This window comes from Georgenia sp. 311 (assembly GCF_006151955.1).
Taxonomy (GTDB): domain Bacteria; phylum Actinomycetota; class Actinomycetes; order Actinomycetales; family Actinomycetaceae; genus Oceanitalea; species Oceanitalea wutianyii.
The window spans coordinates 23995-49872 of the sequence record NZ_VDFS01000058.1; the positions used below are offsets into that span (position 1 = coordinate 23995).

At 74.8% G+C, this 25878-nt stretch carries 19 protein-coding genes, 1 tRNA gene and 2 pseudogenes; 12 read left to right on the forward strand and 10 right to left on the reverse strand.

Features of this window, described 5'->3' with window-relative positions; genetic code table 11:
* Positions 1–11: 11 nt before the first annotated feature.
* Positions 12–692, reverse strand: coding sequence for a hydrogen peroxide-dependent heme synthase (gene hemQ, locus FHE66_RS12310; protein ID WP_139073255.1), 681 nt, complete (start codon positions 690–692; stop codon positions 12–14).
* Between the two features lie 159 nt (positions 693–851).
* Positions 852–1958, reverse strand: coding sequence for a ferrochelatase (locus tag FHE66_RS12315; protein WP_139073256.1), 1107 nt, complete (start codon positions 1956–1958; stop codon positions 852–854).
* A gap of 120 nt (positions 1959–2078) precedes the next feature.
* Here FHE66_RS12315 and FHE66_RS12320 point away from each other — a divergent pair, with 120 nt between their 5' ends.
* The 6 genes from FHE66_RS12320 (at position 2079) to FHE66_RS12345 (ending at position 8107) form a co-directional block, all read left to right on the forward strand.
* Entirely contained in the window at positions 2079–3137 is a 1059-nt protein-coding gene (locus FHE66_RS12320) for an iron ABC transporter permease (RefSeq protein ID WP_139073257.1), read from the forward strand.
* Entirely contained in the window at positions 3134–3940 is an 807-nt protein-coding gene (locus tag FHE66_RS12325) for an ABC transporter ATP-binding protein (RefSeq protein WP_139073258.1), read from the forward strand. Before FHE66_RS12320 ends, FHE66_RS12325 begins: the two co-directional genes overlap by 4 nt.
* A gap of 11 nt (positions 3941–3951) precedes the next feature.
* Complete coding sequence (locus tag FHE66_RS12330) at positions 3952–4920, forward strand: ABC transporter substrate-binding protein (protein ID WP_139073259.1); 969 nt, start codon at positions 3952–3954, stop codon at positions 4918–4920.
* Positions 4921–4967: 47 nt separating this feature from the next.
* Positions 4968–5753: a FadR/GntR family transcriptional regulator gene (locus FHE66_RS12335; protein ID WP_139073260.1), complete on the forward strand. Its 786-nt coding sequence runs from the start codon at positions 4968–4970 to the stop codon at positions 5751–5753.
* Positions 5754–5789: 36 nt separating this feature from the next.
* Positions 5790–6548 carry a sulfite exporter TauE/SafE family protein gene (locus FHE66_RS12340; RefSeq protein ID WP_139073261.1) on the forward strand — a complete coding sequence of 253 codons (759 nt, stop codon included), beginning with the start codon at positions 5790–5792 and terminating at the stop codon, positions 6546–6548.
* 107 nt (positions 6549–6655) lie between these two features.
* On the forward strand, positions 6656–8107 hold the full coding sequence (locus tag FHE66_RS12345) for a sodium:alanine symporter family protein (RefSeq protein ID WP_255303727.1): 1452 nt from the start codon (positions 6656–6658) through the stop codon (positions 8105–8107).
* Positions 8108–8109: 2 nt separating this feature from the next.
* Here the strand turns inward: FHE66_RS12345 and FHE66_RS12350 are convergent, their stop codons facing one another.
* Together FHE66_RS12350 and FHE66_RS12355 are read right to left on the reverse strand one after the other, a co-directional pair.
* A complete protein-coding gene (locus tag FHE66_RS12350) occupies positions 8110–8709 on the reverse strand; it encodes a hypothetical protein (RefSeq protein ID WP_139073262.1) in 600 nt (199 codons plus the stop codon).
* 10 nt (positions 8710–8719) lie between these two features.
* Entirely contained in the window at positions 8720–10810 is a 2091-nt protein-coding gene (locus FHE66_RS12355; RefSeq protein ID WP_139073263.1) for a peptidoglycan recognition protein, read from the reverse strand.
* Positions 10811–11176: 366 nt separating this feature from the next.
* Here FHE66_RS12355 and FHE66_RS12360 point away from each other — a divergent pair, with 366 nt between their 5' ends.
* Positions 11177–12472, forward strand: a complete 1296-nt coding sequence (locus FHE66_RS12360; RefSeq protein ID WP_139073264.1) for an AI-2E family transporter — start codon at positions 11177–11179, stop codon at positions 12470–12472.
* A gap of 142 nt (positions 12473–12614) precedes the next feature.
* On the opposite strand, the gene FHE66_RS12365 is transcribed toward FHE66_RS12360, so the two are convergent.
* Positions 12615–12700: transfer RNA gene (locus FHE66_RS12365), tRNA-Leu, on the reverse strand.
* Between the two features lie 205 nt (positions 12701–12905).
* Here FHE66_RS12365 and FHE66_RS12370 point away from each other — a divergent pair.
* The gene (locus FHE66_RS12370; RefSeq protein ID WP_255303728.1) at positions 12906–14291 is read left to right on the forward strand and encodes an AI-2E family transporter; all 1386 of its coding nucleotides are present in this window, start codon (positions 12906–12908) and stop codon (positions 14289–14291) included.
* Here FHE66_RS12370 and FHE66_RS12375 read toward each other — a convergent pair.
* The 3 genes and pseudogenes from FHE66_RS12375 to FHE66_RS12385 all read right to left on the reverse strand — a co-directional run.
* Complete coding sequence (locus tag FHE66_RS12375; protein WP_139073266.1) at positions 14278–14811, reverse strand: GNAT family N-acetyltransferase; 534 nt, start codon at positions 14809–14811, stop codon at positions 14278–14280. The genes FHE66_RS12370 and FHE66_RS12375 overlap by 14 nt on opposite strands.
* Positions 14812–14864: 53 nt before the next feature.
* Complete coding sequence (locus FHE66_RS12380) at positions 14865–18158, reverse strand: error-prone DNA polymerase (RefSeq protein ID WP_139073267.1); 3294 nt, start codon at positions 18156–18158, stop codon at positions 14865–14867.
* 173 nt (positions 18159–18331) lie between these two features.
* Positions 18332–18709 (reverse strand): annotated as a pseudogene (locus tag FHE66_RS12385) (hypothetical protein); the annotation flags it as partial.
* A gap of 162 nt (positions 18710–18871) precedes the next feature.
* Here FHE66_RS12385 and FHE66_RS12390 point away from each other — a divergent pair.
* From FHE66_RS12390 to FHE66_RS12405, 4 genes and pseudogenes are all read left to right on the forward strand, one after another.
* A complete protein-coding gene (locus FHE66_RS12390; protein ID WP_139073269.1) occupies positions 18872–20782 on the forward strand; it encodes an LTA synthase family protein in 1911 nt (636 codons plus the stop codon).
* 64 nt (positions 20783–20846) lie between these two features.
* Positions 20847–22730, forward strand: coding sequence for an HNH endonuclease signature motif containing protein (locus FHE66_RS15765; protein WP_139073270.1), 1884 nt, complete (start codon positions 20847–20849; stop codon positions 22728–22730).
* Positions 22731–22801: 71 nt separating this feature from the next.
* Entirely contained in the window at positions 22802–23398 is a 597-nt protein-coding gene (locus FHE66_RS12400; RefSeq protein WP_139073271.1) for a protein-L-isoaspartate O-methyltransferase, read from the forward strand.
* A gap of 253 nt (positions 23399–23651) precedes the next feature.
* Positions 23652–23819 (forward strand): annotated as a pseudogene (locus FHE66_RS12405) (ROK family protein); the annotation flags it as partial.
* A 235-nt stretch (positions 23820–24054) separates the two neighbouring features.
* Here FHE66_RS12405 and FHE66_RS12410 read toward each other — a convergent pair.
* Both FHE66_RS12410 and FHE66_RS15615 read right to left on the reverse strand, forming a co-directional pair.
* Positions 24055–25653 (reverse strand): DNA polymerase Y family protein, encoded by a 1599-nt coding sequence (locus FHE66_RS12410; RefSeq protein ID WP_139073272.1) that lies wholly within the window; start codon positions 25651–25653, stop codon positions 24055–24057.
* Positions 25653–25878 (reverse strand): hypothetical protein (locus FHE66_RS15615; protein ID WP_176554766.1); only part of this gene is annotated, 226 nt, incomplete at its 5' end. The genes FHE66_RS15615 and FHE66_RS12410, both read right to left, overlap by 1 nt.

A 25878-nucleotide genomic window follows, 5' to 3' on the forward strand; every position in this document is an offset into this window, starting at 1 on the left:
CGAGTGCGGTGCTAGCCCCGCGGGAGGCGGTCGATGAGGTCGCCGAGCTCGCGGCGCGGCCCGGTGAAGAACGGGACCTCCTCACGGACGTGGCGGCGCGCCTCGGTGTTGCGCAGCTCGCGCATGAGGTCGACGATCCGGCCGAGGTCGTCGGCCTCGAAGCCGAGCAGCCACTCGTAGTCCCCGAGCGCGAACGAGGAGATCGTGTTCGCGCGGACGTCCCCGTAGTCGCGGGCGGCCAGCCCGTGCTCGCGCAGCATCGTGCTGCGCTCCTCGGGCGGCAGGAGGTACCACTCGTAGCTGCGGACGAACGGGTAGACGCACAGGTAGCCGCGCGGCTCCTCGCCCATGATGAACGAGGGCAGGTGGGAGCGGTTGAACTCCGCCTCGCGGTGGGTGCCCACCTGGGACCACACCGGCTCGAGGACCGCACCGAGGCGGCTGGCGAGCAGCCGGTGGTAGGCCTCCTGCACCGCCTCGACGTCCTCGGCCCACCACCACACCATGACGTCGGCGTCGGCGCGGAAGCCCGCGACGTCGTACCAGCCGCGCACGGTGAGGCCGGGCACCGACTCCACCGACTCGAGCGCCTCGCTGACCATCGCGCCGCGGGCGGCGTCGTCCTCCGGGAGCGGCAGGACCGCACGGAAGACGCTGTACATCACGTAGGCGCTGGTGGGCTGGTCGGACATGGAGGGCGCTCCTCGGCAGGTGGGTGGTGGTGAGGTCCGGTCCCGCACAGAAGTCGGCTGTCGAGCGGAAGTCGGCTCTCGCGGGAGAGGGGGTGGGGGGTGGGGGGTGGGGCTGGGGGGGCTGGGGCTGGGGGTTGGGTGGGTCGAGCGGGGGCGGGGTCAGTCGGCGGGGCCGGCGAGGACGGGGATGCCGGTGACCTCGCCGTGGCGCATGCGGCAGCTCCCGGGAGGGGCGACGTCGGGGAAGGCGGGCAGGTCGCCGCGCACGACGACCTCCGGGTCCTCCCCACGCTCACGCGCCGCACGCTCGAGCACGAGGTCGACGATCCCGCCGACGAACTCCGGCGCGACGCCGGCCGTGGCCGCGCGGGCGGCGTGCAGGCCGAGCTCGCGCGCGGTCTCCATCGCCTCGGTGTCGAGGTCCCAGGCCACCTCCATGTGGTCGGAGATGAACCCGATCGGCGCGATGACGACGCGGCGGACGCCGGACTTGGCGAGCTCGGCGAGGTGGTCGTTGACGTCGGGCTCCAGCCACGGCGTGCGGGGGTCGCCCGAGCGCGAGCAGTAGGACAGCGAGGAGGTGACCTCCAGCCCGCGCTCGCGCAGGGCGGCGTCGATGACGCTGCGGACGTCCTCGTGCTGCTCGCGGTAGCCCGGGCCGGTGACGGCCGAGGCGTCCTGCATGGTGTCGGGGATGGAGTGGGTGACGTAGGCGATGTGCAGGCCCTCACCGGCGGGGAGCTCCTCGGCGGCGCGCAGGACGGCGGCGGTGTTGGCGTCGACGAAGCCGGGGTCGTTGAAGAAGGGCCGGATGATGTCGATCTCCAGGCCGGCGCCGCCCGTCTCGGCGTCGAGCTCGGCGACGGCGGCGGCGAGGTGCTCGCGGTACTGGCGGCTGCCGGAGTACGAGGCGTAGGCGCTGGTGACGAGGACGAGGATGCGTCGCGCGCCGAAGGCGTGCGCGTCGCGCAGCGTGTCGACCGTGTAGGGGTGCCAGTTGCGGTTGCCCCAGAGCACGGGGAGGTCGAGCCCGCGCCGCTGCAGCTCCTCGGAGAGCGCGGCGCGCAGCGCGAGGTTCTGCTCGTTGATCGGGCTGCGCCCGCCGAAGGCGAAGTAGTGCTCGCCCACCTGCTCCAGCCGCTCCTCCGGGACCCCCTTGCCGCGCACGACGTTGCGCAGGAAGGGCACGACGTCCTCGGTGGCGTTCGGCCCTCCGAAGGAGCACACGAGGAGGGCGTCGTAGGGAGTGACGGAGGGCGCGGGCATCGGTGGGCTCCAGGAACCGGGGGACGGGGATGCGCTCACCGTAACATCTGACGAAGAACTTGATCTGATGAAGTCGATGTGCCAGGTTGGACCGTTCCCTCCCCCCGCCCGAGGACCTCGATGACCCAGCTGGACAGCCCGTCACACACGACGACGACGGCGCACCCGGTCCTCCCCCGGCGACGCTCGCGCAGGGCGCTGTGGCTCGGTGCCGCAGCCGCTCTCGCGCTCGTCCTCGCCGTCCTCCTCAGCGTCGGCCTCGGCACGCTGCGCCTGGACCCCTTCGAGGCGGTGCGCGCCCTCGTGGCCCCCGACTCCTCCCAGGTGAGCACGGTCGTCTGGTCGATCCGGCTGCCCCGGATCGTCGTCGCCGTCCTCGTCGGCGGGGCGCTGGCCGGGGTCGGCGTCGTCATGCAGGCGGTGTTCCGCAACCCGCTCGCCGACCCGGGCGTCACGGGCGTGTCCTCCGGCGCCGCCGTGGGCGCCGTCGCCGGGATCACCCTCGGCCTGGGCGGGTCGCTCCAGTGGGGTGTACCGCTCGCCGCGTTCGCCGGGAGCCTGGCGGTGGCGCTCGCCCTCCAGGCGGTGCTCCACGCGAACCGCGGGGCGAGCACCTACACCCTCATCCTCGTCGGCGTCTCGATCAACGCCTTCGCCGGCGCGGTGATCTCCGTGCTCGTCGCCAACGCCAAGGACGACGCACTCGCCCGCGGCGCGGTCTTCTGGCTCGCCGGTGACCTCGAGCTGCGGACGTGGAACCACGCGGCGATGGCGGTCGTGCCCATCGTGCTGGGCCTCGCGCTCCTCCTCACCCGCACCCGGGCACTGGACGCCCTGCTCCTCGGCGACGACGTCGCGGCCACCTCCGGCTACGACGTCCACCGCACCCGCCTCGTCCTCCTGCTGGTCGCCTCGCTCGTCACCGGCGCGGCCGTCGCGGTCTCCGGGGTCATCAGCTTCGTCGGGCTCGTCGTGCCCCACGCCGTGCGGCTCGTCATCGGCGCCAAGCACTCCCTGCTGCTGCCCATCTCGGTCGTCTGCGGCTCGCTGTTCCTCGTCCTCGCCGACACCGCCGCCCGGGCGGTCTCCACGACGGCGGTCGTCCAGACCGGTGCGGTGAGCGCCGTCGTCGGCGCCCCGGTGTTCCTCGCCCTGCTCCTGTCCCGGCGGACCGCATGACCGACCTCGTCCTCGACCGTCTCGTCGCCCACCGCGGCCGGCCCCTGTTCGAGCCGGTGAGCGCCGCCCTGCCGCCGGGGACGCTGCTCGGGCTCGTCGGCCCCAACGGCGCGGGCAAGTCGAGCCTGCTGTCCGCCATCGTCGGCAGCGGCGTCACGTCCAGCGGCACCGCGCGCTACGGGGAGGCCGACCTCCACCGGCTGCGCCCACGCCGGCTGGCCGAGGTGCTCGCCTACATGACGCAGGACAGCTACGCCCCGAACGAGCTGCGGGTGCGCGACGTCGTCGCCGTCGGCGCGCGGGCCACCCCGGCCGCCGGGCCGGTCGACGTGCGCACGGCGGCCGCCCTGGAGCGCCTCGACGTCGCCCACCTCGCCGACCGCAGCTACGCGCGTCTGTCCGGCGGTGAGCGCCAGCTCGTCCAGGTGGCGCGTGTCGTCGCCCAGCACGCCCCCGTCATGCTCCTCGACGAGCCCACCTCGGCCCTCGACCTGGGCCACCAGCTCACGGTCATGCACGTGCTGCGCCGGCACGCCACGGACGGCCACATCGTCGTCGTCACCATGCACGACCTCACCCAGGCACTGCGCTGGGCGGACCAGGTGGCCGTGGTCGCGGGAGGCACCGTGACCTTCGGGACGCCGGCCGAGGTCATCACCCCCGAGCTCATCCACCGCGTCTACGGGGTCACCGCCGAGGTCTTCGACTCCCCCGGCGGCTCCCCCACCCTCAGCCTCGTGCGGCCGTCCGACCCGACGCCCGCCACCCTCACCCGCCCCGGCCCCGCCGCGGCACGTCCCTGAGAGGCCGCTCCATGCGCCCCCGTCTCCTCACCACCGTCGCCGCCGTCCTCACCCTCGCGGCCTGCTCCTCCCCCACGACCTCCGGGGCCCCCGCCCCGGCGGCGACGACCGACGACGCCGCGTTCCCGCGCACCGTCGAGGTCCCCGCCGGCCGCGAGCTGGCAGCGGACGAGGTCGTCCTCGAGCGTCGGCCCGAGCGGGTCGCGGCGCTCACCTACGAGACCGCCGCCGTCGTCGCCGAGCTCGGCGCCGCCGACCGGCTCGTCATGGTGCCCGAGGCGGCGGCGAACCCCGTGCTGTCCGACCACCCCGGCGAGATGGCCGCCGTCGAGCACCACATCACGAGCGAGAGCAGCGTGGACGTCGAGGCGGTCATCGCCGCCCAGCCCGACCTCGTCGTGCTCAACGACCGGCACGGCCTGGAGGCCGGGGTCGGCCAGGTGCTCGAGGGCGCCGGGATCCCCGTCCTCGTCCTGCCCAACACGTGGGCGAGCGTCGAGGACATGACGACGAACATCGACCTCGTCGGCCAGGCCCTGGGCACCGAGGACGCAGCCGCGGCGCTCACCGAGGAGCTCGCGGCGGGGCTCGTCGACGAGTCCTCCGCGGACGGTCCGCGCGTCCTCGTCCTCAGCAACCAGGCCGGGCGGCCCTTCGTCACCGCCGGTGGCGCGTTCCCGCTCGAGCTGCTGCGCCTGGCCGGCGCGGTGGACGCCAGCGCGGACCTCGGCATGGTGCGCTCCGGGCCGATCACCGCCGAGCAGGTCATCGCCGCGGAGCCGGACCGCATCCTCCTCATCGACATGAACGGCTCGGGCGACGCGATCTTCCGTCCGCTGCTCGACACCCCGGCCGTCGCCCGGCTGGCGGCGCTCACCGAGCACGAGCCGCTGCTCCTCGAGGGCAAGCAGGTCCAGGCGCTCGGGCTGACGAGCACGGTCGAGGGTCGCGCCGCGATCGCCGAGTGGCTGACCCGCTGAGCGGGGCGCGGCCTACACTGACGCGGACCGGCGAGCGCGGGAGAACCATGGCGACGACGACGAACGGCACCGAGCGGGCGCGCACGACGCTGGCCTACCTGCGCCGGCAGATCACCACCGGGGAGTGGGAGGTGGGCGCCCGCATCCCCATCGAGCCCGAGCTCGCCGAGACGCTCGGCGTCGGCCGCTCGACGATCCGCGAGGCGGTGCGCTCCCTGGCGAGCATCGGCATGCTCGAGACGCTGCCCGGACGCGGCACGTTCGTCCGCTCGAGCACCCCGACGAGCGCCGTCCTCACCGAGTTCCTCACCGCCTACACCCTGGAGGAGCTGCTCAGCTACCGGCGGGCGCTGGAGGTCGAGGCCGCCCAGCAGGCGGCGCTCCACCGCACCCCGGAGGACGTCGCGGCGCTCGAGGCCGCCGTCGCCGAGCACGTCGCGCGCTCCCACTGCCCCGCCTTCGGCAGCGCGGAGGGCACGGCGCGGCTCGCCGCGCGCTTCCACTACCTGCTGTTCGACGCGGCGAGGAACCGGCTGCTCGCCTCGCTGTACGCCGGGATCAACGAGCGCCTCGCGACCCCGGGCCACGTCGAGCGGCTCACCCACGCGAGCGACGCCCGCACCATGCAGGCCGAGCACGAGCGCATCGTCGACGCCGTGCGGCGCGGCGACTTCATCGACGCGGTCCACGCCATGGCCGACCACATGGACAACGACCTCGTCATCATCACGCCCGACGACGAGATCATCCCGCCGCTGCGCCGCTCGGCCGGGGACCAGGAGCGCATCGACGCCGCGCGCGTGCGCAGCGCCCAGGAGCGCGCCGCCGGTTAGGCGCGCCTCCCCGCCGCGCGGCCCCGATGCCGCAGGATGGCCGGCGTGGATCCCGGTGTGCTCGCGGCGGTGCTCGGCGCCGTCGTGCTCGGCGGGGTCCTCCAGCGCACGAGCGGGATGGGCACCGGGCTCGTCGTCTCCCCCACCTTCGTCCTGCTCGTCGGGCCGGTGGCGGGGGTCATGCTCACGAACGTCACGACCGTGGCCTCGGCCCTCGCCCTCACCCTCGTCATGCGCCGCGACATCGACTGGCGCCGGTTCGTGCGGATCGCCCCGGCGATCGTCGTCGGCTCTGTGCCCGCGGCGCTCGTCGTCCGGGCGACGGACGCCGGGTGGCTCGAGGTCGTCATCGGCGGCGCCCTCCTCCTCGCCCTCGCCCCGATCGCCTTCTCCTGGCGACTGCCGGACCTGGGCCGCCTCGCGGCGCCGGTCGCCGGGGTGACCGGGGGGTTCCTCAACACTGCGGTCGGGGTGGGCGGTCCGGCCGTGCTCCTGTACGCCCACGCGACGAGCTGGTCCCAGCGCGCCTTCGCCGCCACCCTCCAGCCGATCTTCCTCACGATGGGCGCCGTCTCGCTGCTGACGAAGTGGGCGGTCGGGGCGACGAGCGGGCCGGACGCGCTGCCGGGGTGGCCGCTCGTGCTCGCCGCCGTCGCGAGCGTGCCGCTCGGCGTCGTGCTCGGCGGGTGGGTGGCCCGCCGGGTGAGCGCCCGGACGGCCCGGCGCACCGCCGTCGCCCTCGTGACGGTCGGGGCGACGACGACGCTCGTGCGCGGCCTGCTCGCCGTCCTCTGAGAGAGCCCCGCCACCGATCCGCGACATCCGGCGCGTACCCCGCGGGGTCCGGGACCGTCCGTGGCACAGTGTCCCCTCGACCGGCGGATGCAGACCTGGGGGTAGCGATGGACGACATCATGACGGCGGTGGCCGACTTCTTCGAGGACGTGTCGGCAGTGGTGTGGGGACCGTTCATCCTCATCCCGCTCCTCTTCGGCGTCGGCCTCGTCCTCACCGTGCGGCTGCGCGGGCTGCAGTTCCGCAAGCTCGGGGTGGCGCTGCGGCTGGGCCTGATCACCCGGCGCGACGAGGGCGCCGAGGACGGCGACGTCTCCCAGTTCCAGGCGCTGACGACGGCGCTGGCGGCGACCGTCGGCACCGGCAACATCGTCGGTGTCGCGACGGCCATCGCGATCGGCGGTCCCGGCGCGCTGTTCTGGATGTGGGTGACCGGCCTGGTCGGCATGGCCTCGAAGTACACCGAGGCGTTCCTCGGCGTCTACTACCGGCGCACCGACGCCGCCGGGGAGAAGTCCGGCGGCCCGCAGTACTACCTCCGGCGCGGCATCCGCGGGCCGCTCGGCGCGATCCTCGCCCTGTTCTTCACGATCGCCGCGATCATCGCCTCCTTCGGCATCGGCAACATAGCGCAGGGCAACTCGATCGCCACGAACCTCGACCGCTCCTTCGGGATCGAGCCCTGGGTCACCGGCCTCGTGCTCAGCCTCTTCGCGCTCCTCGTGCTCGTCGGCGGCATCAAGTCGATCGGGCGGGTGACGGCCGGCTTCGTGCCGGTCATGATCGTCTTCTACGTCGCCGGCGCGCTGTTCATCCTCGCGACGAACGTCACCGAGCTGCCTGCCGCTCTCGCGCTCGTGTTCACCGACGCCTTCACGGGCACGGCCGCGACCGGCGGGTTCATCGGCTCGACGATCATCATCGCGGTACAGCTCGGCGCCGCCCGCGGCATGTTCTCCAACGAGTCCGGCATGGGCTCGGCCGCCATCGCCGCCGCCGCCGCCAAGACCTCCCACCCGGTGCGCCAGGGCCTCGTGTCGATGACGCAGACCTTCATCGACACGATCATCGTCGTGTCCTGCACCGGCCTGGTCATCATCACGACGGGCGCCTGGGACCTCGGCGAGGACAACGCCGCGACGATGACCGGCACCGCCTTCGCCAGCGGCCTGCCCGGCGGGTGGGGCCACTACGTCGTGACGATCGCGCTGGTGATGTTCGCGTCCTCGACCATCCTCGGCTGGGCCTACTACGGCGAGCGGTGCGTCGAGCGGCTCGTGGGTCGCGGCGGCGTCATGCCCTACCGGATCATCTTCTCGGTGGTCGTCTACCTCGGGTGCACCGTCTCCCTCGATGCGGTGTGGAACTTCTCCGACGTCATGAACGGTCTCATGGCGATCCCCAACCTCATCGGCCTGCTCCTCCTCTCCGGGCTCGTCGCCCGCGAGACCAAGCGGTACCTCGACAACGACCCGAGGCTGACGGCCACGACCGAGGAGGTGCGCGCCTTCGCTCCGCACGCCTTCGCGGACGACGACGACGCCCTGCCCCGTCGCTGAGCTCAGGCGTCGGGCCGCAGGACGCGCTCGGCGAAGGCCGCGACGACGGCGAGGACCGTCCGCTCGAGGTCGTGGGACTCCTCCCAGGGGCCGGGCAGGAGGAGGCTGTGGTCGGCCTCCGGCAGCTCGAGGACGTCGACGGCCGAGCGGGCCGCCACGTCCGGGTCCCAGAACCGGTCGCGGGTGCCGCCGACGAGCAGCGCGGGGGCGGGGTAGCCGGCGAGCGACTGCGCCACCTCGGGGCGCCCGAGCAGAGGGGTGAGCCAGACGCCGGGGAGCGCGTGGCGCGCTGCCCAGCCCGCGGCGAGAGTGCCGAGGGACTTGGCGACGACGAGCGTGGTGCCGGCGGCCCGCCGCCGCGCGTAGAGGTCCGCGGCGACACCCTCGACGAACGGCGTCGCCACTGCCGGCTCGACGTCGTCGACCGACCAGCGTACGGTCGTGCACCACCAGCCCTGCTCGTGGAGCATCCGCAGCGTCCACGACAGGAGCGGGTGGTCGATGCCGTAGCCGCGGCCGGGCAGGACGAGCGCGTCGCCGACCGGGTCGCCCGGCAGCGCCGGGCGCTGCGCGGAGTACTCGACGACCTCGACCCGGGGCATGTCGCGAACCCTACTGGCTCGGGCGGTAGACCCCGAGGGTGTCGGTCCGGTCGCCGTTCCAGTCGCCGACGAGGACGGCGTCGTTCTCCCGGCCGTAGGGGATGACGAGGTCGGCCGGGCCCGTCGCGATGCGGTTCTTCACGTGGTAGACCGCGCCCCGGCGCACCGCGAAGGAGTCCACGCCGTCACCGTCCCAGTCGCCGACGAGCATGGTGTCGCCCGGCTTCCCGTACGCGATGACATGGTCGGCCGGCCCGCCGGCGACGTTGTTCTTCACGTGGAGGATCGCGCCGCGACGGACCGCGAAGGTGTCCTTGCCGTCGGCGTTCCAGTCCCCGACGAAGACCTCGTCGCCCGGGCGGCCGTAGACGAACTCGTGGTCGGCCGCCCCGCCGAGCACCTTGTTCTTGATGTAGAAGGTCGCCCCGCGGCGCACCGCGATGGAGTCCTTGCCGTCACCGTCCCAGTCCCCGATGAAGACCTCGTCGTCCGCCCGCCCGTAGGCGATCGTCCACGCGGGCGCGTCGGGGGCGTTCTCGTTGTAGACGCTGAAGACGTTGCCGCTGCGCGTCCCGAGGGTGTCGGTGCCGTCCCCGTCCCAGTCCCCGACGACCACCCGGGCACCCTCGACGCCGAACGGGTACTCGACGTCCGCGACGGGGCCCCACCCGTTGTTGAGGTAGACGTGGCCCGCGGCCGGGACGGGCTCGGGGGCCGGCGTGGTCGGGGTGCTCGGCAGCTGCGGCCCGGCGGCCGCGATGCGGGCGTCGGCGGCGCGGGCGAGCCAGCCCATGCGCGAGTAGATGTCGTCGCCCGGGCAGGCGGTGGCCGAGACGTCGCGGTGGGCGAAGACCCTGCCGAGGTTCTGGCCCTGGGGGCGGGCAGAGGTGCCGGGCGAGATCATCCCGGACGCCTCCGTCGCGCTGAGCCCGGCGGGGCCGAACTGCCAGGCGACGACGTCGGCGAGGGCGTTCATCGCGGCCGCGGGCACGCCGGTCGTCGTGTAGTCACCCATGACGCTGAGGCCGACGCTGCCGGTGTTGAACGGGGCGGCGTGGGCGCCGACTGGCATCGTCCCGGTCGCGGCGGTGAGGCTGCCCTTGCGTCCCTCGTACACCCGGCCCCACCGGTCGACGAGGAAGTTGTAGCCGATGTCGCCCCAGCCGCGGCTGACCGCGTGGTAGTTGTAGATGCCGCGCACGATGCTCGCGCTCTGGCTCTGGGTGTAGCTGTTGGTGCCGGCGGTGTGGTGGACGATCGCGGCCTTGAGCGCGACGGGCTTGGGCGTCCACGTCATCTTCGACTCGTCGGCGCCCCACCCGGAGCGGCTGACGACGCTCGGCGTCAGGCTCGCCGTGGCCACCGCGGAGGTCATGAGCGCGGACTCCTCGGCGACGTCAGCGCTCGTCGTGCTCGCGGTCGTGGCCGCCGTCCGGGCAGCGGGCTGCTCGTAGGACAGTGCCGCGGCGGCAGCGGGCGCGACGGGCTCCGTCGTGGGCGCCACCGCGGCCGCCGGGGCGTCCTCGGCGAGGACGACCTCCTCGTCCCCCGGCCACTCCGGGGTGAGGCTGAGGCGGATGTTCGGGGGCAGCGACTCGGCCTGCCCGGTGATCTGCACCTGGACCGCCTCCGCGGCGGCCGCGATGTACGGCTCGGTCCCTCCGACGGCGCCCGGCTCGTCCGTCGCGCCCTCGACCTCGAGCTCGGCCCACTCCTGCCACTGCCCGTCCTCCATCACCCGGATGAACACGGCGGCGTCCGCCGGCATCGCGTCCGCGCCGTCCCAGGTGACGCCGGCGACGTAGAACTCGCTCGTGGCGATCGGGGCGGTGAGCACGGCGACGCCCGCGGGGGCATCGGACTGCGCTGCAGCGGCGTCCGTGCCGACGGACGAGCGGCCCGCTGCGGCGGCGGGCGTGGCGGCGAGGGCCTCGAGACCGTCGTCGGCCAGGGGCGTGAGCGCGCCGTCCTCGGCGGTGAGCGCGATGACGCTCACCGGCTCCTCGGGGCCGCTCGCCGTCTGCGCCGCCGCCGGGAGGAGCCCACCGACCGACAGTGTCGAGACGAGGAGGACCGGGCCGAAGGACCTGAGCAGAGACATGGGAGCACGACGTCCAATGGGAGTGGGTGGCGGTACCGCTGACGCCACAAGGGCCTCACCGGCACCAATCGTCACAATGGCACCATAGTTGAGGACTCCCCGTGCTGTCGCTCACCCATATCGGGCGAACCCCCGCGAACTGAGGAAAACGACCGCACTCATCCGCGCGGTCTCGACACCCTGGGGGTCTCGTCGCCCATGCACGCGCCCGACAGCCCGTCGCCGCGCTCGGCGGCCTCGGCCTCACGCCGCGGCTGACCGGGGCCGCCTGTCCCCCGCGCTGAGCCCGCGCCGCCCGCACCGTTCGCCCCGCGTCGCGGGCACCTCGGACGTGCGGGAGCATCACCTCACACGGAGGAGGCGCCGATGAGGAAGCAGCGCAGGGCAGCACGGGCCGGCTCGGACGCCGCCACGAGCCCGGCACCCGACCGCGACGTCGGCGCGGTCGCAGCGCCGGACGAGACCTCCTCTGGCGCCGCCCACGACCCGGGCAGGACGACCCGGGTGCTGCTCGACCCCGGCAACGTCTGGCGCACCGGTCTCGTCGTCGTCGGCCTCATCGTCCTCGTCGTCGTGGGCCGCTTCGTCCTCGCCCAGGGACGCTCGCTCATCTTCATCGTCGTGATGGCGTGGTTCGCCTCGCTCGCGATGGAGCCGGCGGTCGCCTGGCTGTCCCGACACATGCGCCGCGGCGCGGCGACCGGCCTCACCTTCGCCACCATCGTCCTCTTCCTCGTCGTCTTCTTCGGGCTGTTCGGCCAGCTCATCGTCGAGCAGGTGAGCGCGCTCGTGCAGAGCGCACCCGACCGCGCCCGTGACGCCCTGGACTGGGTGAACCAGCGGCTGGGCACGAGCTACTCCTTCGACGACCTCACCCGCAACCTCGACCTCACCTCCGACCGAGCCGCCGGTCTGGCCACCCAGCTCGCGGGCGGCCTGGTCGCGGCCCTCGGCTCCATCGCGGGGGCGGTGGCGAGCTTCTTCATGTTCGCCCTCCTGCTGTTCTACCTGTCGGCGGACGGTCCGCGCCTGCGCCGCTGGATCGCCTCGCTCTTCCCACCCCCGATCCAGAAGACGACGCTCGTCGTGTGGGACACGACGGCGGAGAAGACCGGACGGTACGTCACGGCCCGCCTCACCCTCGCGGCGGTCAACGCCACCGCCAGCACCATCGTCTTCCTCGTCATCGGCCTGCCGTCGTGGCTCGCGCTCGGCCTGTGGACCGGCCTCGTCGCGCAGTTCGTCCCGGCGATCGGCACGTACATCTCGATCGTGCTGCCGACGCTGGTCGGGCTGCTCAGCCCCAACCCGTGGCTCGGCGTCATCGTCGTGGGCTGGGCCGTGCTCTACCAGCAGGTGGAGAACCTCACGATCGAGCCGCGGATCAGCGCCCGCGCCGTCAACGTCCACCCGGCGGTGAGCTTCGGCTCCGTCATCCTCGGGACCTCCCTGTTCGGGATCGCCGGCGCGCTGCTCGCCATCCCGGTCATCGCCATGCTGCTCACCCTGCTCGACCTCTACCGCACGCGCTACGAGCTCGTCCCCGAGCTCGACGCGCCACCGGGCTCGGCCGCTGCCCACCCGGGCCGCGACCCCGCTCACGGCCCACCCGCGACCCGGCCCGACGACGCCGCGCCCGAGGGCCCGGCGTCCTCCGCCTGACGGGGGACAGGGGCACCGCGCCGGCACGTCCCGCCGATCTCTCGTCGCCTCATCGCGCCCGGTCGTCAGCGCACATGCGCCCGGAACGGCGAAGGACCCGCCGGGCCCCGGCTCTCGCCGAGATCCTGCGGGTCCTGCTCTGTGTCCGAGGGGGGACTTGAACCCCCACGCCCTAATACGGGCACTAGCACCTCAAGCTAGCGCGTCTACCTATTCCGCCACCCGGACGAGTGGTTCGCCATCAGCCCGGGGGCCGTTGGCGACGCGGGTAAACATAGCACGGCGCGACCGTGCGTTTCGAACCCGTACGGCCCGTTCCCGGCGAATGTGTCGAGCGCCACCGGGAGGGCGCCGGACACCGCCGTGTCACCGGGCCGCGACGCCTCCGGTAGGTCACACTGGGCACGGTTCACGGACTGGAGGAGGATGCGGGATGAGGCTCTTCGGCAAGGTGCGTAGTCTGCGCCCGGCCTCCCCCGACGCGCCCTCGGGCCCGGCGCCCTCCCCGGCCGGGCGGTCGCTCGGATGGGCCGCGCGGATGCCGCGTGCGGCGTCGGCGTCCGGCCGGCTCACCGTCCGCCGGATGCCCGAGCGGGCGGCGCGCGCCGACCGCGAGACGTTCGACGTGCCGCACTGGCTGCGCCGATACGGCCTCATGGCGTGGCTGTTCATCGGCATCGTCATCGTCGTCGCCGCGGTCGTGTTCGCCACCAGCCGGATCCAGGTGGTGTTCATCGCCGTCTTCCTCGCCCTCGTCGTCACCTCGGTGCTCTACCCGGTGGTGAGCTACCTCGCGCGGGTCATGCCCCGGCCGCTGGCGACGGTGATCGCGATGCTCGGCTCCCTCGCGGTCGTCGCCGGGATCTTCACCTACGTCATCACCTCGGTCGCCGGGCAGTGGTCCGACCTCGCCGACCAGTTCGGGCAGGGCATCGACGACATCTTCACCTTCCTCGAGACGGGCCCGCTGCCGGTCCACTTCACCCAGCAGGAGATCTACGACTCGATCAACACCTTCATCGGCGAGGCGCAGCAGTACATCTCGGCGAACGCCGGCACCCTCGCCGGTCAGGTGCTGAGCAACGCCGGCACCGTCGCGCTCATCTTCACGGTCCTCGCGCTGAGCATCTTCGTCACCGTCTTCTTCCTCACCCGCGGCGCGGACATGTGGCGCTGGTTCCTCAACCAGATGCCCGCCCGCTCGCGGGAGAACGTCCACCGCGCGGCGAGTGCCGGCTGGTACACGTTCGCCGGCTACGCGCGCGGCACCGTCATCATCGCCACCGCCGACGGCCTCATGGCCTTCGTCCTCCTCCTCATCGTCGGGGTGCCCCTCGCCGCGCCGCTCGCGGTGCTCGTCTTCATCGGCGCGTTCATCCCGCTCATCGGTGCCCCGCTCGCCATGATCATCGCGGCGGTCGTCGCGCTCGCGGCCGGGGGCATCGTCGACGCGCTCATCGTGACGATCGGCGTGGCCCTCATCGGGCAGATCGAGGGGCACCTGCTCCAGCCGCTCGTCATGGGCAGGCAGGTCTCCCTCCACCCGGTCGTCGTCGCCCTCGGTGTGACGGCGGGGACCTTCCTCGCGGGGCTGCTCGGCGCGATCGTCGCGATCCCCATGCTCGCCGTCGTCTGGGCCGTCTACGCCGCCCTCCACGTGCCCGACCCGCCCATCGAGGGCAACCTGCCCGACTCCAAGCTCGTCGCCGAGGGCATCAACCGCAGACGCCGGCGGTACAACGAGCGGGCGGTCGGCAACGCCGAGGACGAGCCCTCGTTCACCGGCGCAGACCCCGCCCTGACGCTCAGGCCCCGGTGAACGGCTCCGCGAAGGCGAACGTGCCGGTGAGCCCGGCGTACGCGGTGAGCGTGCGGACCTGGAACGCCGCGCCCCACGACGGGTCCGGCGCGCCCACGCCGACCGTGTCCGCGGGGACGAAGCCGAACCGGCCGTAGAAGGCGGGGTCACCGAGCAGGCCGACGAGCGGCTCCCCGAGGGCGTCGGCGGCACCGAGGACCGCGTGCATGAGCGCCGTCCCCACGCCCGCGCGCTGCCGGTCCGGCAGGACGCTCACCGGACCGAGCGCGAGCACCGGCTCCGCGCCGACCCGGGCGCGGGTGGCGAGGACGTGGCCGACGACGTCACCGTCCTCCACCGCCACCATGGACAGCTCGGGGATCCACGCAGGGTCCGCGCGCAGCCGCGCGAGGAGCGCGACCTCGCCGGGGTCCCCACCCGGCTCGACGGGCGGCGCACTGTGTGGGGCGCTGCGGAACGCCGCGCTCGTCAGGGCGCTGACGACAGCGACGTCGGCGGGCAGCTCGCGGCGGATGAGCACGTGGCCAGCCTCTCCCCGCCGTCGGGTGTCGTCAACGCCTTTGCCCGGGCGGGTCAGCGGAAGTCGCGCGAGCGGGAGGCGACCCGCAGCGGCAGGGCGCGCACGTGGTCGGCGACGAGGTTGAGCACCCCGTCCCCGCGCTCGACCGTCCCGCGCACGACGAGCGCCGCACTCGTCCGGGCGACCTGCCGGTAGCGGGCCCACAGGCCGGGGCTGCACACGACGTTGAGCAGGCCGGTCTCGTCCTCCAGCGACAGGAACGTCACCCCGCCCGCCGTCCCGGGCCGCTGCCGGTGGGTGACGACGCCGGCGGCCTCGACGCGGGTGCCGGACGCGCAGCCCGCGAGGGAGGCGATCGTGCGGATCCCGCGGGCGGTGAGGTCGGGGCGCAGGAACTGGGTGGGGAAGCTGTCCGGGGAGACGCCGGTCGCCCAGACGTCGGCCACCGCCGTCTCGACCTCGTCCATCCCCGGGAGCATCGGGGCCTCGTACCCGACGGCGGTGTGCGGCAGGGTGGCGTGCTCCTGGGCGAGCACGCCGGCGGCCCACAGCGCCTCGCGCCGCTCCAGGCCGAAGCAGTCGAGCGCGCCGGCGGTGGCGAGGGCCTCGAGCTGGGCGGCGGTGAGCCGCACCCGCCGGGCGAGGTCGGCGAGGTCGGCGAACGGGCCGCCGGTCTCCCGCTCGGCGACGAGCCGCTCGGCGGTCCGCTCCCCGATGCCGCGGACGGGCGCCAGCCCCAGGCGCACCGCGAGCGCCGGGTCCGGGTCCACGAGCCGCCGGCCGGCCGGGTCGCGCGGCACGTCCGCGTCGTCGGGCACTCCCCCGGCCTCGTGCGGCACGTGCCGCTCGACCACTGCCTGCGCCCCGGAGGTCTGGACGTCGGCACGCAGGACGCGCACCCCGTGGCGGCGGGCGTCGGCGGCGAGCGTCTGCGGGGAGTAGAAGCCCATCGGCTGGGCGGCGAGCAGCGCCGCGTAGAAGGCCTCGGGGTGGTGCACCTTGAGCCACGCGCTGGCGTAGACGAGGTAGGCGAAGGAGAAGGCGTGGGACTCGGGGAAGCCGAAGTCCGCGAAGGCCTTGAGCTTGTCGTAGATCTTCCCCGCGACCTCCTCGGTGACGCCGTTGCGTGCCATCCCCTCCATGAGCCGCGCGCGCAGCGCCTCCATCCGCTCGGTGGAGCGCTTGGAGCCCATCGCCTTGCGCAGCTGGTCCGCCTCGGCAGGACTGAAGCCGGCGACGTCGATGGCGATCTGCATGAGCTGCTCCTGGAACAGCGGCACCCCGAGGGTCTTGGCGAGGGCCGGCTCGAGCAGCGGGTGGAGGTAGGTGACCGGCTCCCGGCCCCGGCGGCGGTTGATATAGGGGTTGACGGAGTCGCCCTGGATGGGGCCGGGCCGGATGAGCGCGACCTCGACGACGATGTCGTAGAAGGTGCGCGGCCGCAGGCGCGGCAGGGTGGCCATCTGGGCGCGGGACTCGACCTGGAAGATGCCGACCGTGTCCGCCGCGCACAGCAGGTCGTAGACGCGCGGGTCCTCCTGCGGCAGGGAGTGCAGGCCCACCGGCGGGGTGCCCGGCGCCGCGTGCGCGTTGACCTCCGCGAAGGCGAGGCGCAGCGCGGTGAGCATCCCCAGGCCGAGGAGGTCGAACTTCACCAGCCCGGCGTCGGCGCAGTCGTCCTTGTCCCACTGCAGGACGGTGCGTCCCGGCATGGTCGCCCACTCCACGGGGCACACCTCGATGACCGGCCGGTCGCACAGCACCATCCCCCCGGAGTGGATGCCGAGGTGGCGGGGCAGGCGCAGCATCCGCTCGGCGACGTCGACGACCTCCTCGGGGATGGCGCCGACGTCGTCGGCGGGCGCGGGGCCGCGACCGTCCCGGGCGCCGCGGGCGTCGCCGCCGTCGTCGGGGCTGCGCAGGCTGCGCCACCGCTCGATGGACTTGCTCCACGCGTCCTGCTGCCCGACGTCGTAGCCGAGCGCGCGGGCGGCGTCCCGCACCGCCGAGCGCGGCCGGTAGGAGATGACGTTGGCCACCTGCGCGGCGTGGGTGCGCCCGTAGCGCTCGTAGACGAACTGGATGACCTCCTCGCGGCGGCCGGACTCGATGTCGAGGTCGATGTCCGGCGGGCCGGAGCGTCCCGGGGAGAGGAAGCGCTCGAACAGGAGCCGGTGCTGGACGGCGTCGACGGCGGTGATGCCGAGCGCGAAGCACACCGCGGAGTTCGCCGCCGAGCCGCGTCCCTGGCACAGGATCCCCTGCTCGCGGCAGAAGTCGACGATCTCGTGGACGATGAGGAAGTAGCCGGGGAAGTCGAGGTCGATGATGACCTCGAGCTCGTGCTCGATCATCGCGTAGGCGCCGGTGATCCGTTCGGCCCCGCGCGGCCCGTAGCGCTCGGCGGCGCCGCGGTAGGTGAGCTCGCGCAGCCAGGTGGCCTCGGTGTGCCCGGGTGGGACGGGGTGCGGCGGCAGGTTGGGGGCGACGAGCGCGAGGTCGAAGGCGCACTCGGCGCCGAGCTCGGCCGCCGTCGTCACCGCCTGCGGGTGGCGGGCGTGGATCGCGGCCATCTCGACGGCGGAGCGCAGGTGGGCGGCGGTGGGCGGACGCCAGCCGTCGATCTCCTCGAGGGTGGCGCGGGCGCGGACCGCGGCGAGGACGTCGGCGAGCGGCTGGTCGGCGGGCCGGGCGCAGTGGACGCCGCCGGTCGCCACGAGCGGGAGGCCCGCGGCGGCGGCGAGCTCGGCGAGCGCGTCGTTGCGCGCGGAGTCGAGCGGGTCGCCGGTGTCGGTGATCTCGACCGCGACGTTGCCGCGCCCGAAGAGGGCGGTGAGCTCGTCGAGGGCGGCACGGGCGGCGGAGGGGCCACCGTCCGCGAGCGCCCGCCGCACCGCGCCCTTGCGACAGCCGGTGAGGACGAGCCACTGCCCGTCCGCGGCCTCCGCGAGCGCCGGCAGACGGTGGTCGCTGCGCCCCTTCTCCCCCGTGGCCAGGTGCCCCTCGGCGATGGCCCGGGACAGCGAGCGGTACCCCTGCGGCCCGCGCGCGAGGGCGAGCAGGTGCGTGCCGGGCGGGTCCATCTGCCCGGTGGCCCGCTCGGTCGCCCCGAGGGTGAGCTCGGCGCCGACGACGGCCGGCAGCCCGAGCCGGCGGGCTGCCTCGGCGAAGCGGACCACCCCGTACAGGCCGTCGTGATCGGTGAGCGCCAGGGCCTCCAGGCCGAGACGGTGCGCCTCGACGGCCAGCTCCTCCGGCTGGCTCGCGCCGTCGAGGAAGCTGAACGCGGAGTGGGCGTGCAGCTCGGCGTAGCGCGGGGTCCGCACTCCACCTCGCTCGTCGTACATGTGTTCGAGTGTACGCCCGGTGCGGCAGGTCTACTCTCGCGTCATGGACGACGACGTCACCCAGCCAGTACCCGCCGACCCGGCCCCGGCGCCCCGCCCCGACCTCCGCCTCGCGGGCGGAGGAGGTAGCGACGGGTGGCCGGTCGAGCCGGCGACGCACACCTACGAGGAGGTCACCGACCCCCCTCCCCCTCCGGTGTGGTTCGACGCGCCGGACACCGACGGCTGACGGAGCACCTCCGCCACGCTCGCGAAGCTGTCCGCCCCGTGCCCGGCACGGACCCCCGCGCTGCGAGGTCGCGCAGCACCTGCGGCAGGCCGCCGTCGAGGCCGAGCTCCGCGCTCGTCGCGACGATGTGCTCGAGCGCCGCGAGCTCCATCGCCAGCCGGTCCTCCGTACCCGGGTAGCTGCGGGCGTCGACCTCGGCGGCGAGACCGGCGAACGTCTGCGGCAGGAGCGAGGCGATCTGCTCCGCGTAGGGCAGGAACCGCCGGGCGGACACACCCTGGGCGGTCGTCATCGCGGCGGCGTGGAGGAAGGAGGCCATCGCGGCGAAGTAGACCGAGCATGGCGACGTCGTGCCGCCCCAGGTGGTCTACTCCCCCTCGGGGAGAGGGGAGTCCCGGATGGACCGGATCTCAGCGATCCGCCGGGAACAGTGACGGTCGGCGGGCCGGGTTACCGTAGCCCCTGCCCACCCACCGCCGAGGAGGTGACGACGACGGACGAGGACCACCCGCCCAGCCCTGGCTCGCGCAGGCTGCTACTCGTCGCGCGCACCGTGCTGCTCCCGCTCGCGCTCACCGTGCTGCTCGCCGTCGCCCTCGCGCGCGGCATCGAGCTCGTCCACGTCCAGACCGAGCCGTGGCAGGAGCCCGCGGAGCGGTGGGCCTCGCTGCCGGGCCGGCTGCACCTGCTCGGCGCGCTCACCGTGTGGCCGTTCGTCGCGCTCCTCCTCGCCCTCACCGGCTCGTTGTGGGCCACGGCGCTCCTCTCCCTCGCCGCCGGGGCCGTCATCGCGGTCGCCGACCACGAGAAGATGACGATGCGCGGCGAGCCGCTCTTCCCGAGCGACATCGCCTACCTCGCCAACCCGGGGCTGCTCCTCGACTCCGCGGGGATCAGCACCCCGCTCGCCGTGGGCGCCGTCGTCCTCCTCCTCGGTGCGCTGGCCGCCGTCGCCCTGCTCTCCTGGCGCCGCCGGGACCGCCGGTCCCCCACCGAGCGACGGTGGCGCTGGGCCACCCGCACCGCGCTCGGACTGGCCGCCGTCGTCGGCATCGTCGTCGTCTCCGGCTTCAACGAGTCCGACAACCCCCTGCGCGAGGCCTACGAGGACATCCCCATCACCTGGGCGTCGTGGAACCAGGTGCAGAACTACGCGGAGAACGGCTTCGTGGCCGGCGCGCTGTACAACCTGCCGGGCGAGGCGATGGCCCGGCCGGAGGGGTACGACGCCGAGCGGATGGCCGAGGTCGTCGCCACCTACGAGCAGGTGGCCGCCGCCGCCAACGCCGACCGCGACCCGGGCGCGCTCGACGACGTCAACGTCGTCCTCGTCCTCGCCGAGAGCTTCACCGACCCGACCCGCCTCGCGGGCCTGGAGGTGGCGGAGGACCCGATCCCCTTCACCCGCTCCCTCATGGAGCGCACCCCCTCGGGCACGATGCTCAGCTCCGGCTTCGGGGGCGGCACGGCGAACGTGGAGTTCGAGGTGCTCACCGGGATGGCGGTCGCCGGCTTCGAGCCGCAGATGCACGCCCCCTACCCCATGCTCATCCCGCACCAGGAGTCCTTCCCCTCGGTCGTCCACCGCCTGGGCGGCAACCACGGGACGCTGACCGTCCACCCCTACGCCGCGGGGTTCTACCGCCGCGAGACCGTCTACCCGCGGCTCGGGTTCGAGCGGTCGATCTTCCGGGACGGGATGACGCACCAGGACCGCGTGGACGCCGACATGCACATCTCCGACGCCGCGACGTACGCGGAGGTGCTCGACCAGCTCGACGCCTCGCAGGCGCCGCTGCTCGTCAACGTCGTGACGATGCAGAACCACAGCCCCTACCTCGGCAACCACCTCGACCCGGTCGAGGTGAGCGGGGCGTTCGGCGACGACGCCGCCGAGGAGGTCGGGCAGTACCTGCGCGGCCTGCGGCACTCCGACGACGCCCTCGCCGACTTCCTCGCCGAGCTCGCCTCGCGCGAGGAGGAGACCGTCGTCCTGCTCTACGGCGACCACCTCCCGGCGATGTACCCCGACGAGGTGCGCTCGGCGAACGACGACCAGACGCTGCGCGAGACGCCGTGGCTGCTGTGGGCCAACACCGGGCTCACCGGCCTCGACGTGCCGCCGGTCCTCGGGCCCAACCACCTCGTCACCCAGCTGCTCACCGCCACCGGCGCCCCGCTCACGCCCTTCGACGCCCTGCTCACCGAGCTGGCGGGCGAGGTCGCGGCGGAGGAGGCGGGCATCGTCCTCGACGGGCAGGGGCGGCAGGTCGACCCGGAGGACCTCTCCCCCCGGGCCCAGGAGCTGCTGGAGGACTACCGGCTCGTGCAGTACGACCTGTCGGTCGGGGAGCGGTACGCGCTCGACCGGCTGCTGGAGGTCCCGGGCGACTGAGGCCCCCGGCCCGATGTCGGTGCCCGGCGATAGCGTGGCACCAGCACCGAGGGAGGTGGTCACCGTGGCGGTCGCACAGGCAGAGCAGGGCTGGTCCACCGACCTGCCCGTGGCCGCCTGGACCGACGACGACGCCGCCTGGCCCTGGGACGACGAGGCTCCCGAGCCCGGGCCGCTGCCGCCGGATCCGCTGGACGGTGCGGCGTTCGCGCCGGAACGCCTGCCCGGGATGGCGCCGGGGCCGCACCTGGCACGGGTGCTCGAGGGCATCGACCCCGCCTCGCTCGACGAGTACGACCTCGTCGAGATGATCGCCGGCTACCAGCGGGTCGCGGCGTGGGCGCAGTCGAGCATGGCGCACCTCGCGGCGCGGCTGTCCCGGCGGCCCGCGCTCAACCCGCGCTCGCCGCTCCCGGGGGACGACACGACGCTCGACGTCACCGCCGAGGAGCTCGCGCCACGCCTGGGCGTCTCTCGGTTCGCGGCCCGGCGGCTGGTCGACGCCGGCCGGGCGTTCCGCCTGCGGCTCGAGGACACCGCGGCCGCGCTCCACGAAGGGCGGATCGACTACCCCAAGGCGTGCGTCCTCCTGCGGCTGCTCGCCGACCAGCCCGACGACGTCGCCTGGGAGGTGCAGCAGCTCGTGCTGCCGCACGCCCCGCACCAGACCGTCACCCAGCTCGAGCGGGCGGTGAGCCTGGCGGTCATCGCCGTCGACCCGCACCGCGCGACCGCCCGGGCCCGCGCGGCCCGCCGCGGGCGGCGCGTGGACCACCCGCGCGCGCTGCCCGACGGCATGGCCTCGCTCTACGCCGTCCTGCCCGCCACCGACGCCGTCGGCCTCGACCTCGCCCTGGAGGCCGCGGCGCGCACCGCCCGGGCCGCCGGCGACTCCCGCACGATCGACCAGCTCCGGGCCGACGCCCTCGCCCTCCTCGGCCACGCCGCCCTGGAGCAGGGGTTCGTCGGGGTGCCGGGTTCGGGCCCGGCCGGTGAGCCGGACCAGGACCGGAGCCGCCGTGACCGATCCACGGATGGCCGGCCATCCCCGGCGCCGGAGCCGTCGTTGTCCGCGGCTCCGGACAGTCCGCCCGGCGAGCACGGCCCGAATGTCCCTGCCTTCGACGTGGGCAACACCTTCCTGCGCACGCCGCACCTGCCGATCGGGACGATCGGAGGGCGCCGCGCCCAGGTCAACGTCACCGTGCCGCTGTCCGTGCTCCTCCCGCCGGAGGTCCTCCAGGTCCCGCGGACACCCGCATGCCAGAGCCGAGGGGACAACTGTGCCCACTGCGGCTCCGTGCAGCCGCCGAGCGCGCCACCCGTGGTCACCGATTCGCGCCCGCCACGCGGTCTCGCTGACCCCAGCCCACCATCCGGCGTCGCTGACCCCAGCCCGCCACCCGGCGTCCGCTCGCCCCAGGAGCTACCCGACGCTCCCCCGCCCGACGACCTCCCACCCGACTGGTACCCCGGGCCGACCCCGGCCGAGGTCGCAGTGCTCGAGGGGTACGGGCCGATCACTCCGGACGTCGCGCGGGCGCTCGCGCTCAGGGGTGGCACGTGGCGCCGGCTCGTCACCGACCCGCTGAGCGGCCGGCTGCTCGACGTGGGGCGCACCCGCTACCGACCGCCTGCCGCACTGGCCGAGCTCGTCCGGCTGCGTGACCGCACGTGCGTCAGCCCGACGTGTACCTCCCCCGCGCGCGGCTGCGAGCTCGACCACGTCGAGCCCTGGCACGCGGGCGGTGCCACCAGCTCCGACAACCTCGCCACGGTGTGCGCCCGCGACCACCGCGTGAAGAGCACCGGCGCGTTCGGCCTCGAGCACCTCGGTGACGGCACCTTCGTGTGGACCACGGCCACCGGGCACCGCTACCGCCGCGACCACACCGGCCGGATCACCCACCTCACCGCCCACGTCCACCCCGGCGACCCGCCGTTCTGACCGGCTCGGGACTCACCCGAGCCGGACCACGCTCCCTGGCGGCGGTGCCCGGGCCGCGTGAGGATGGGGGCATGGAGCGTCCCGGTGCCGGGGACCGGGTCGGCGAGGCGATGGCCGAGGTCGACCGGCGCACGTTCCTGCCGCCCGACCAGCACCGGTTCGCCGACGCCGACCAGGCGCTGCCCATCGGGCACCATGCCACCTGCTCCCAGCCGAGCACCGTCGCCCAGATGCTCGTCCTGCTCGGCGCCGCACCGGGGCACCGGGTGCTCGACGTCGGCTCCGGCTCCGGCTGGACCACCGCGATCCTCGCCCGGCTCGTCGCCCCGGCCGGCGAGGTCGTCGGGGTCGAGCTCGAGCCGGCGCTCGTCGACGTCGGCCGGGCGAACCTCGCGGCCTTCACCACGACGCGCGGCGGCGGCGCCCCTGCCCGGATCGAGCCGGCCGTCCCCGGCGCGCTCGGCCTGCCCGCCCACGCCCCCTACGACCGGATCCTCGTCTCGGCCGAGGCCGGGCACCTGCCCGAGGCGCTCGTCGACCAGCTGGGCGACGGCGGCCGGATGGTCCTGCCGGTCCGCGGCCGGCTCGTCCTCGCCCGCCTGGACGGCGGGCGCCTGCGCACCGACTCCTACGGCAGCTACCGCTTCGTCCCCCTCCGCCCGCCGTGACACGGCGGCGTCAGGGGTGCGGCGCACCCCGAGGGTGTCGGCGCCGTCGCCGTCCCAGTCACCGGCGAGGGCGACGTCACGGGCTTGCCGTAGGTGAGGACGACGTCGGCGTTGCCGCGGGCGATGGTGTTCTCCACCAGGTACTGCGCGCCGCGCCGCACCGTGAGGGTGTCGCGCCCGTCCCCGTCACCGACCAGGACGGAGTCGCTCGCGAGGCCACCGCGGCGGAGGCCGGAGCCCCAGCCTCAGCGACCTCGTCCTGCTCAAGCTGCACGCCGGCGTCGGCGGGGCCGTCGTCATCGGCCGCGCGGTGCACCCGGGGCGCCGCGGCGGTGCCGGGGAGCTCGGGCACGTGCCAGTCGTCCCGCACGGGCCGCTGTGCCGGTGCGGCGGGCGGAGGTGCCTGGAGGTGTACGCGGGCGTGCCCGCCGTGCTCGGGCCGCTCGCCGGCGCCGGTGAGCTGGTCGCGGCGCCGGTGCGCGAGGCGGTGGCGCGCACCGCGCTCCCCCTCAACGCCGACGTCGACGTGGGAGCTGGGCGGGGACGCCGGCCCGCTGGGGGCCGCCGCCCTGGCTCTCGTCTCGGTCCCGGCCTGACCTCCCCGTCCTGCCGCGCCCCGGCACCGCCCACCCAGCGCCCACCGCCGGCCGCCCGGCTCAGTCGTAGACCCCCTCGAGCCACCACGTGCCGGACTCGAGGGCGAGCAGCCGGGCCACGCCGTCGGACAGGACGACCTGCAGCCAGGCCCGGCGCCGCCCGCGCGCCCACCAGCGCTCCCACATCGACCACGGTCCCGCCCAGCCGACCACCTCCCGGCTCTCGCCCTCGTCGACGACGCGTGCGGGCTCCCCGCTCAGCCGGGCCCGGGCGTCGACCGTGACGGGGCGGCGGGCGACGTCGAGGACGTCGACGGCGCGGCGCTCCTCGAGCAGGGTGCCCGGGGCCGGGGAGGGCAGCTGCCCTGGCCAGGGCGCGTCGGGCCGCAGGACCGGGACGGGCTCGTCCCCCCACGCGACCAGGCGCACCCGGGTGCGCGGGTCGCGGCCGCCCTGCAGGACGGGGACGAGCACCCCCTCGGCGCCGAGCAGCCCCTGGACGCGCAGCGCCGCCCGCTCCGCCTGGACCTCCCCGCGCCCGCGCCGCCCCCACAGGCCCTCGCTCACCGCCGCTGCGGGGCTGACCTCCTGGGCGAGCAGCTCCAGGTGCACGAGCGGGGCGCTCGGCGGGCGGGCGCTGCGCCCGGCCAGCCAGCCGTCGAGCTGCCAGCGCACCCGGTCTGTGAGCTCGGCGGCGCTCGGGGCGACGTCCAGCCGCCAGGTGCGGGCGAGCTCGGTGCCGTCCTCCGTGCGCGCGAGCACCTCGACCCGGCCGCAGACGACGCCGCGGCGCTGCAGCCGCTCGGCGAGCTCCTCGGCCAGGGCGCGCGCGGCGAAGGCCGCGACGTCGGACCGGGCGGCGGGCGGGTCGAGGTCGGTGCGGACGGTGACGTCCTGCTCGGGCCGCCGCGGCGCGGGGACGGCGACGTCCCCGCCGCGGGCCAGCCGGTGGGCGAGCAGACCGAGGGTGCCGAACCGTGCCGCGACGTCCCCCGGCTCCAGGGCCGCGAGCGCGCCGAGGGTCCGCAGCCCGAGCCGCCGCAGGAGGTCGGTGAGCTCCCCGAGCTCGGCCCGCCGCTCCCGGGTGGTGGCGGCGAGGTCGAGCAGCCGCACATCCTGCGGGGCGAGGAAGTCCGCAGCCTCGCCCGGCGGCACGAGCACCCCGGCCCGCGCCGCGAGCAGCGCGGCGAGCAGTCCGTCGGCCACCCCCACCTGGCACTCGGCGCCGGTCTCCTCGGCGACCGTCCCGACGAGCAGCGCGGCGAGCTCCTCCTCACCGCCAGCGTGCCGGCTGGGCCCGCGGGCGGGCATGAGCAGGACACCCGGCCGGGCGACCTCGACCCCGACGACGACGTCCTCCACCGCCTGGACCAGCGGTTCGAAGGCCCGGGCGTCGCGGTTCTCGTCCGCGGCGAGCAGGACGAGCTCGGGGCACAGCCCCTGGGCGGTGCGCCGGCGCATGCCCCGGCGCACCCCCGCCGCGCGGGCGGCCGCGGAGCACACGAGGACCCCGCGGGAGTCGTGCACCGCGACGGGCTCGTGGCTGCCGACCGCACCCTCGGCGACGGCCGCGGCCACCGGCCAGTCCGGCACCCACAGCACCGCGCGCCGCAGCCCCGGGAGCCCGGCCGGTGCCGGGACGGTGGCGGGGGCGCTCATCAGGACACCGCCTGCAGGGAGGGACGAGCACCCGCGACGGGCTGCGGCGCGGCCACCGTGAGCTCCTGGTCGGCCACGGGACCGAGCCCGGCGGGGCCGAGGGACACCCTGACCCGGCCGGCCGCCCCGCTGCGGGAGCGGCCGTGGACGGTGACCTCCCCGCCCGTCACCCGGCCCCAGCCCCTGCCCACCCCGGTGCTGCGGGCCTCCCCCGCCCGCAGCACG

What these genes read in the sequence shown, in the direction of transcription:
- hemQ (WP_139073255.1), bottom strand. Translation starts at nt 692, where the DNA reads ATGTCCGACCAGCCCACCAGCGCCTACGTGATGTACAGCGTCTTCCGT.
- FHE66_RS12315 (WP_139073256.1), bottom strand. Translation starts at nt 1,958, where the DNA reads ATGCCCGCGCCCTCCGTCACTCCCTACGACGCCCTCCTCGTGTGCTCC.
- FHE66_RS12320 (WP_139073257.1), top strand. Translation starts at nt 2,079, where the DNA reads ATGACCCAGCTGGACAGCCCGTCACACACGACGACGACGGCGCACCCG.
- FHE66_RS12325 (WP_139073258.1), top strand. Translation starts at nt 3,134, where the DNA reads ATGACCGACCTCGTCCTCGACCGTCTCGTCGCCCACCGCGGCCGGCCC.
- FHE66_RS12330 (WP_139073259.1), top strand. Translation starts at nt 3,952, where the DNA reads ATGCGCCCCCGTCTCCTCACCACCGTCGCCGCCGTCCTCACCCTCGCG.
- FHE66_RS12335 (WP_139073260.1), top strand. Translation starts at nt 4,968, where the DNA reads ATGGCGACGACGACGAACGGCACCGAGCGGGCGCGCACGACGCTGGCC.
- FHE66_RS12340 (WP_139073261.1), top strand. Translation starts at nt 5,790, where the DNA reads ATGGCCGGCGTGGATCCCGGTGTGCTCGCGGCGGTGCTCGGCGCCGTC.
- FHE66_RS12345 (WP_255303727.1), top strand. Translation starts at nt 6,656, where the DNA reads ATGGACGACATCATGACGGCGGTGGCCGACTTCTTCGAGGACGTGTCG.
- FHE66_RS12350 (WP_139073262.1), bottom strand. Translation starts at nt 8,709, where the DNA reads ATGCCCCGGGTCGAGGTCGTCGAGTACTCCGCGCAGCGCCCGGCGCTG.
- FHE66_RS12355 (WP_139073263.1), bottom strand. Translation starts at nt 10,810, where the DNA reads ATGTCTCTGCTCAGGTCCTTCGGCCCGGTCCTCCTCGTCTCGACACTG.
- FHE66_RS12360 (WP_139073264.1), top strand. Translation starts at nt 11,177, where the DNA reads ATGAGGAAGCAGCGCAGGGCAGCACGGGCCGGCTCGGACGCCGCCACG.
- FHE66_RS12370 (WP_255303728.1), top strand. Translation starts at nt 12,906, where the DNA reads ATGAGGCTCTTCGGCAAGGTGCGTAGTCTGCGCCCGGCCTCCCCCGAC.
- FHE66_RS12380 (WP_139073267.1), bottom strand. Translation starts at nt 18,158, where the DNA reads ATGTACGACGAGCGAGGTGGAGTGCGGACCCCGCGCTACGCCGAGCTG.
- FHE66_RS12400 (WP_139073271.1), top strand. Translation starts at nt 22,802, where the DNA reads ATGGAGCGTCCCGGTGCCGGGGACCGGGTCGGCGAGGCGATGGCCGAG.
- FHE66_RS12410 (WP_139073272.1), bottom strand. Translation starts at nt 25,653, where the DNA reads ATGAGCGCCCCCGCCACCGTCCCGGCACCGGCCGGGCTCCCGGGGCTG.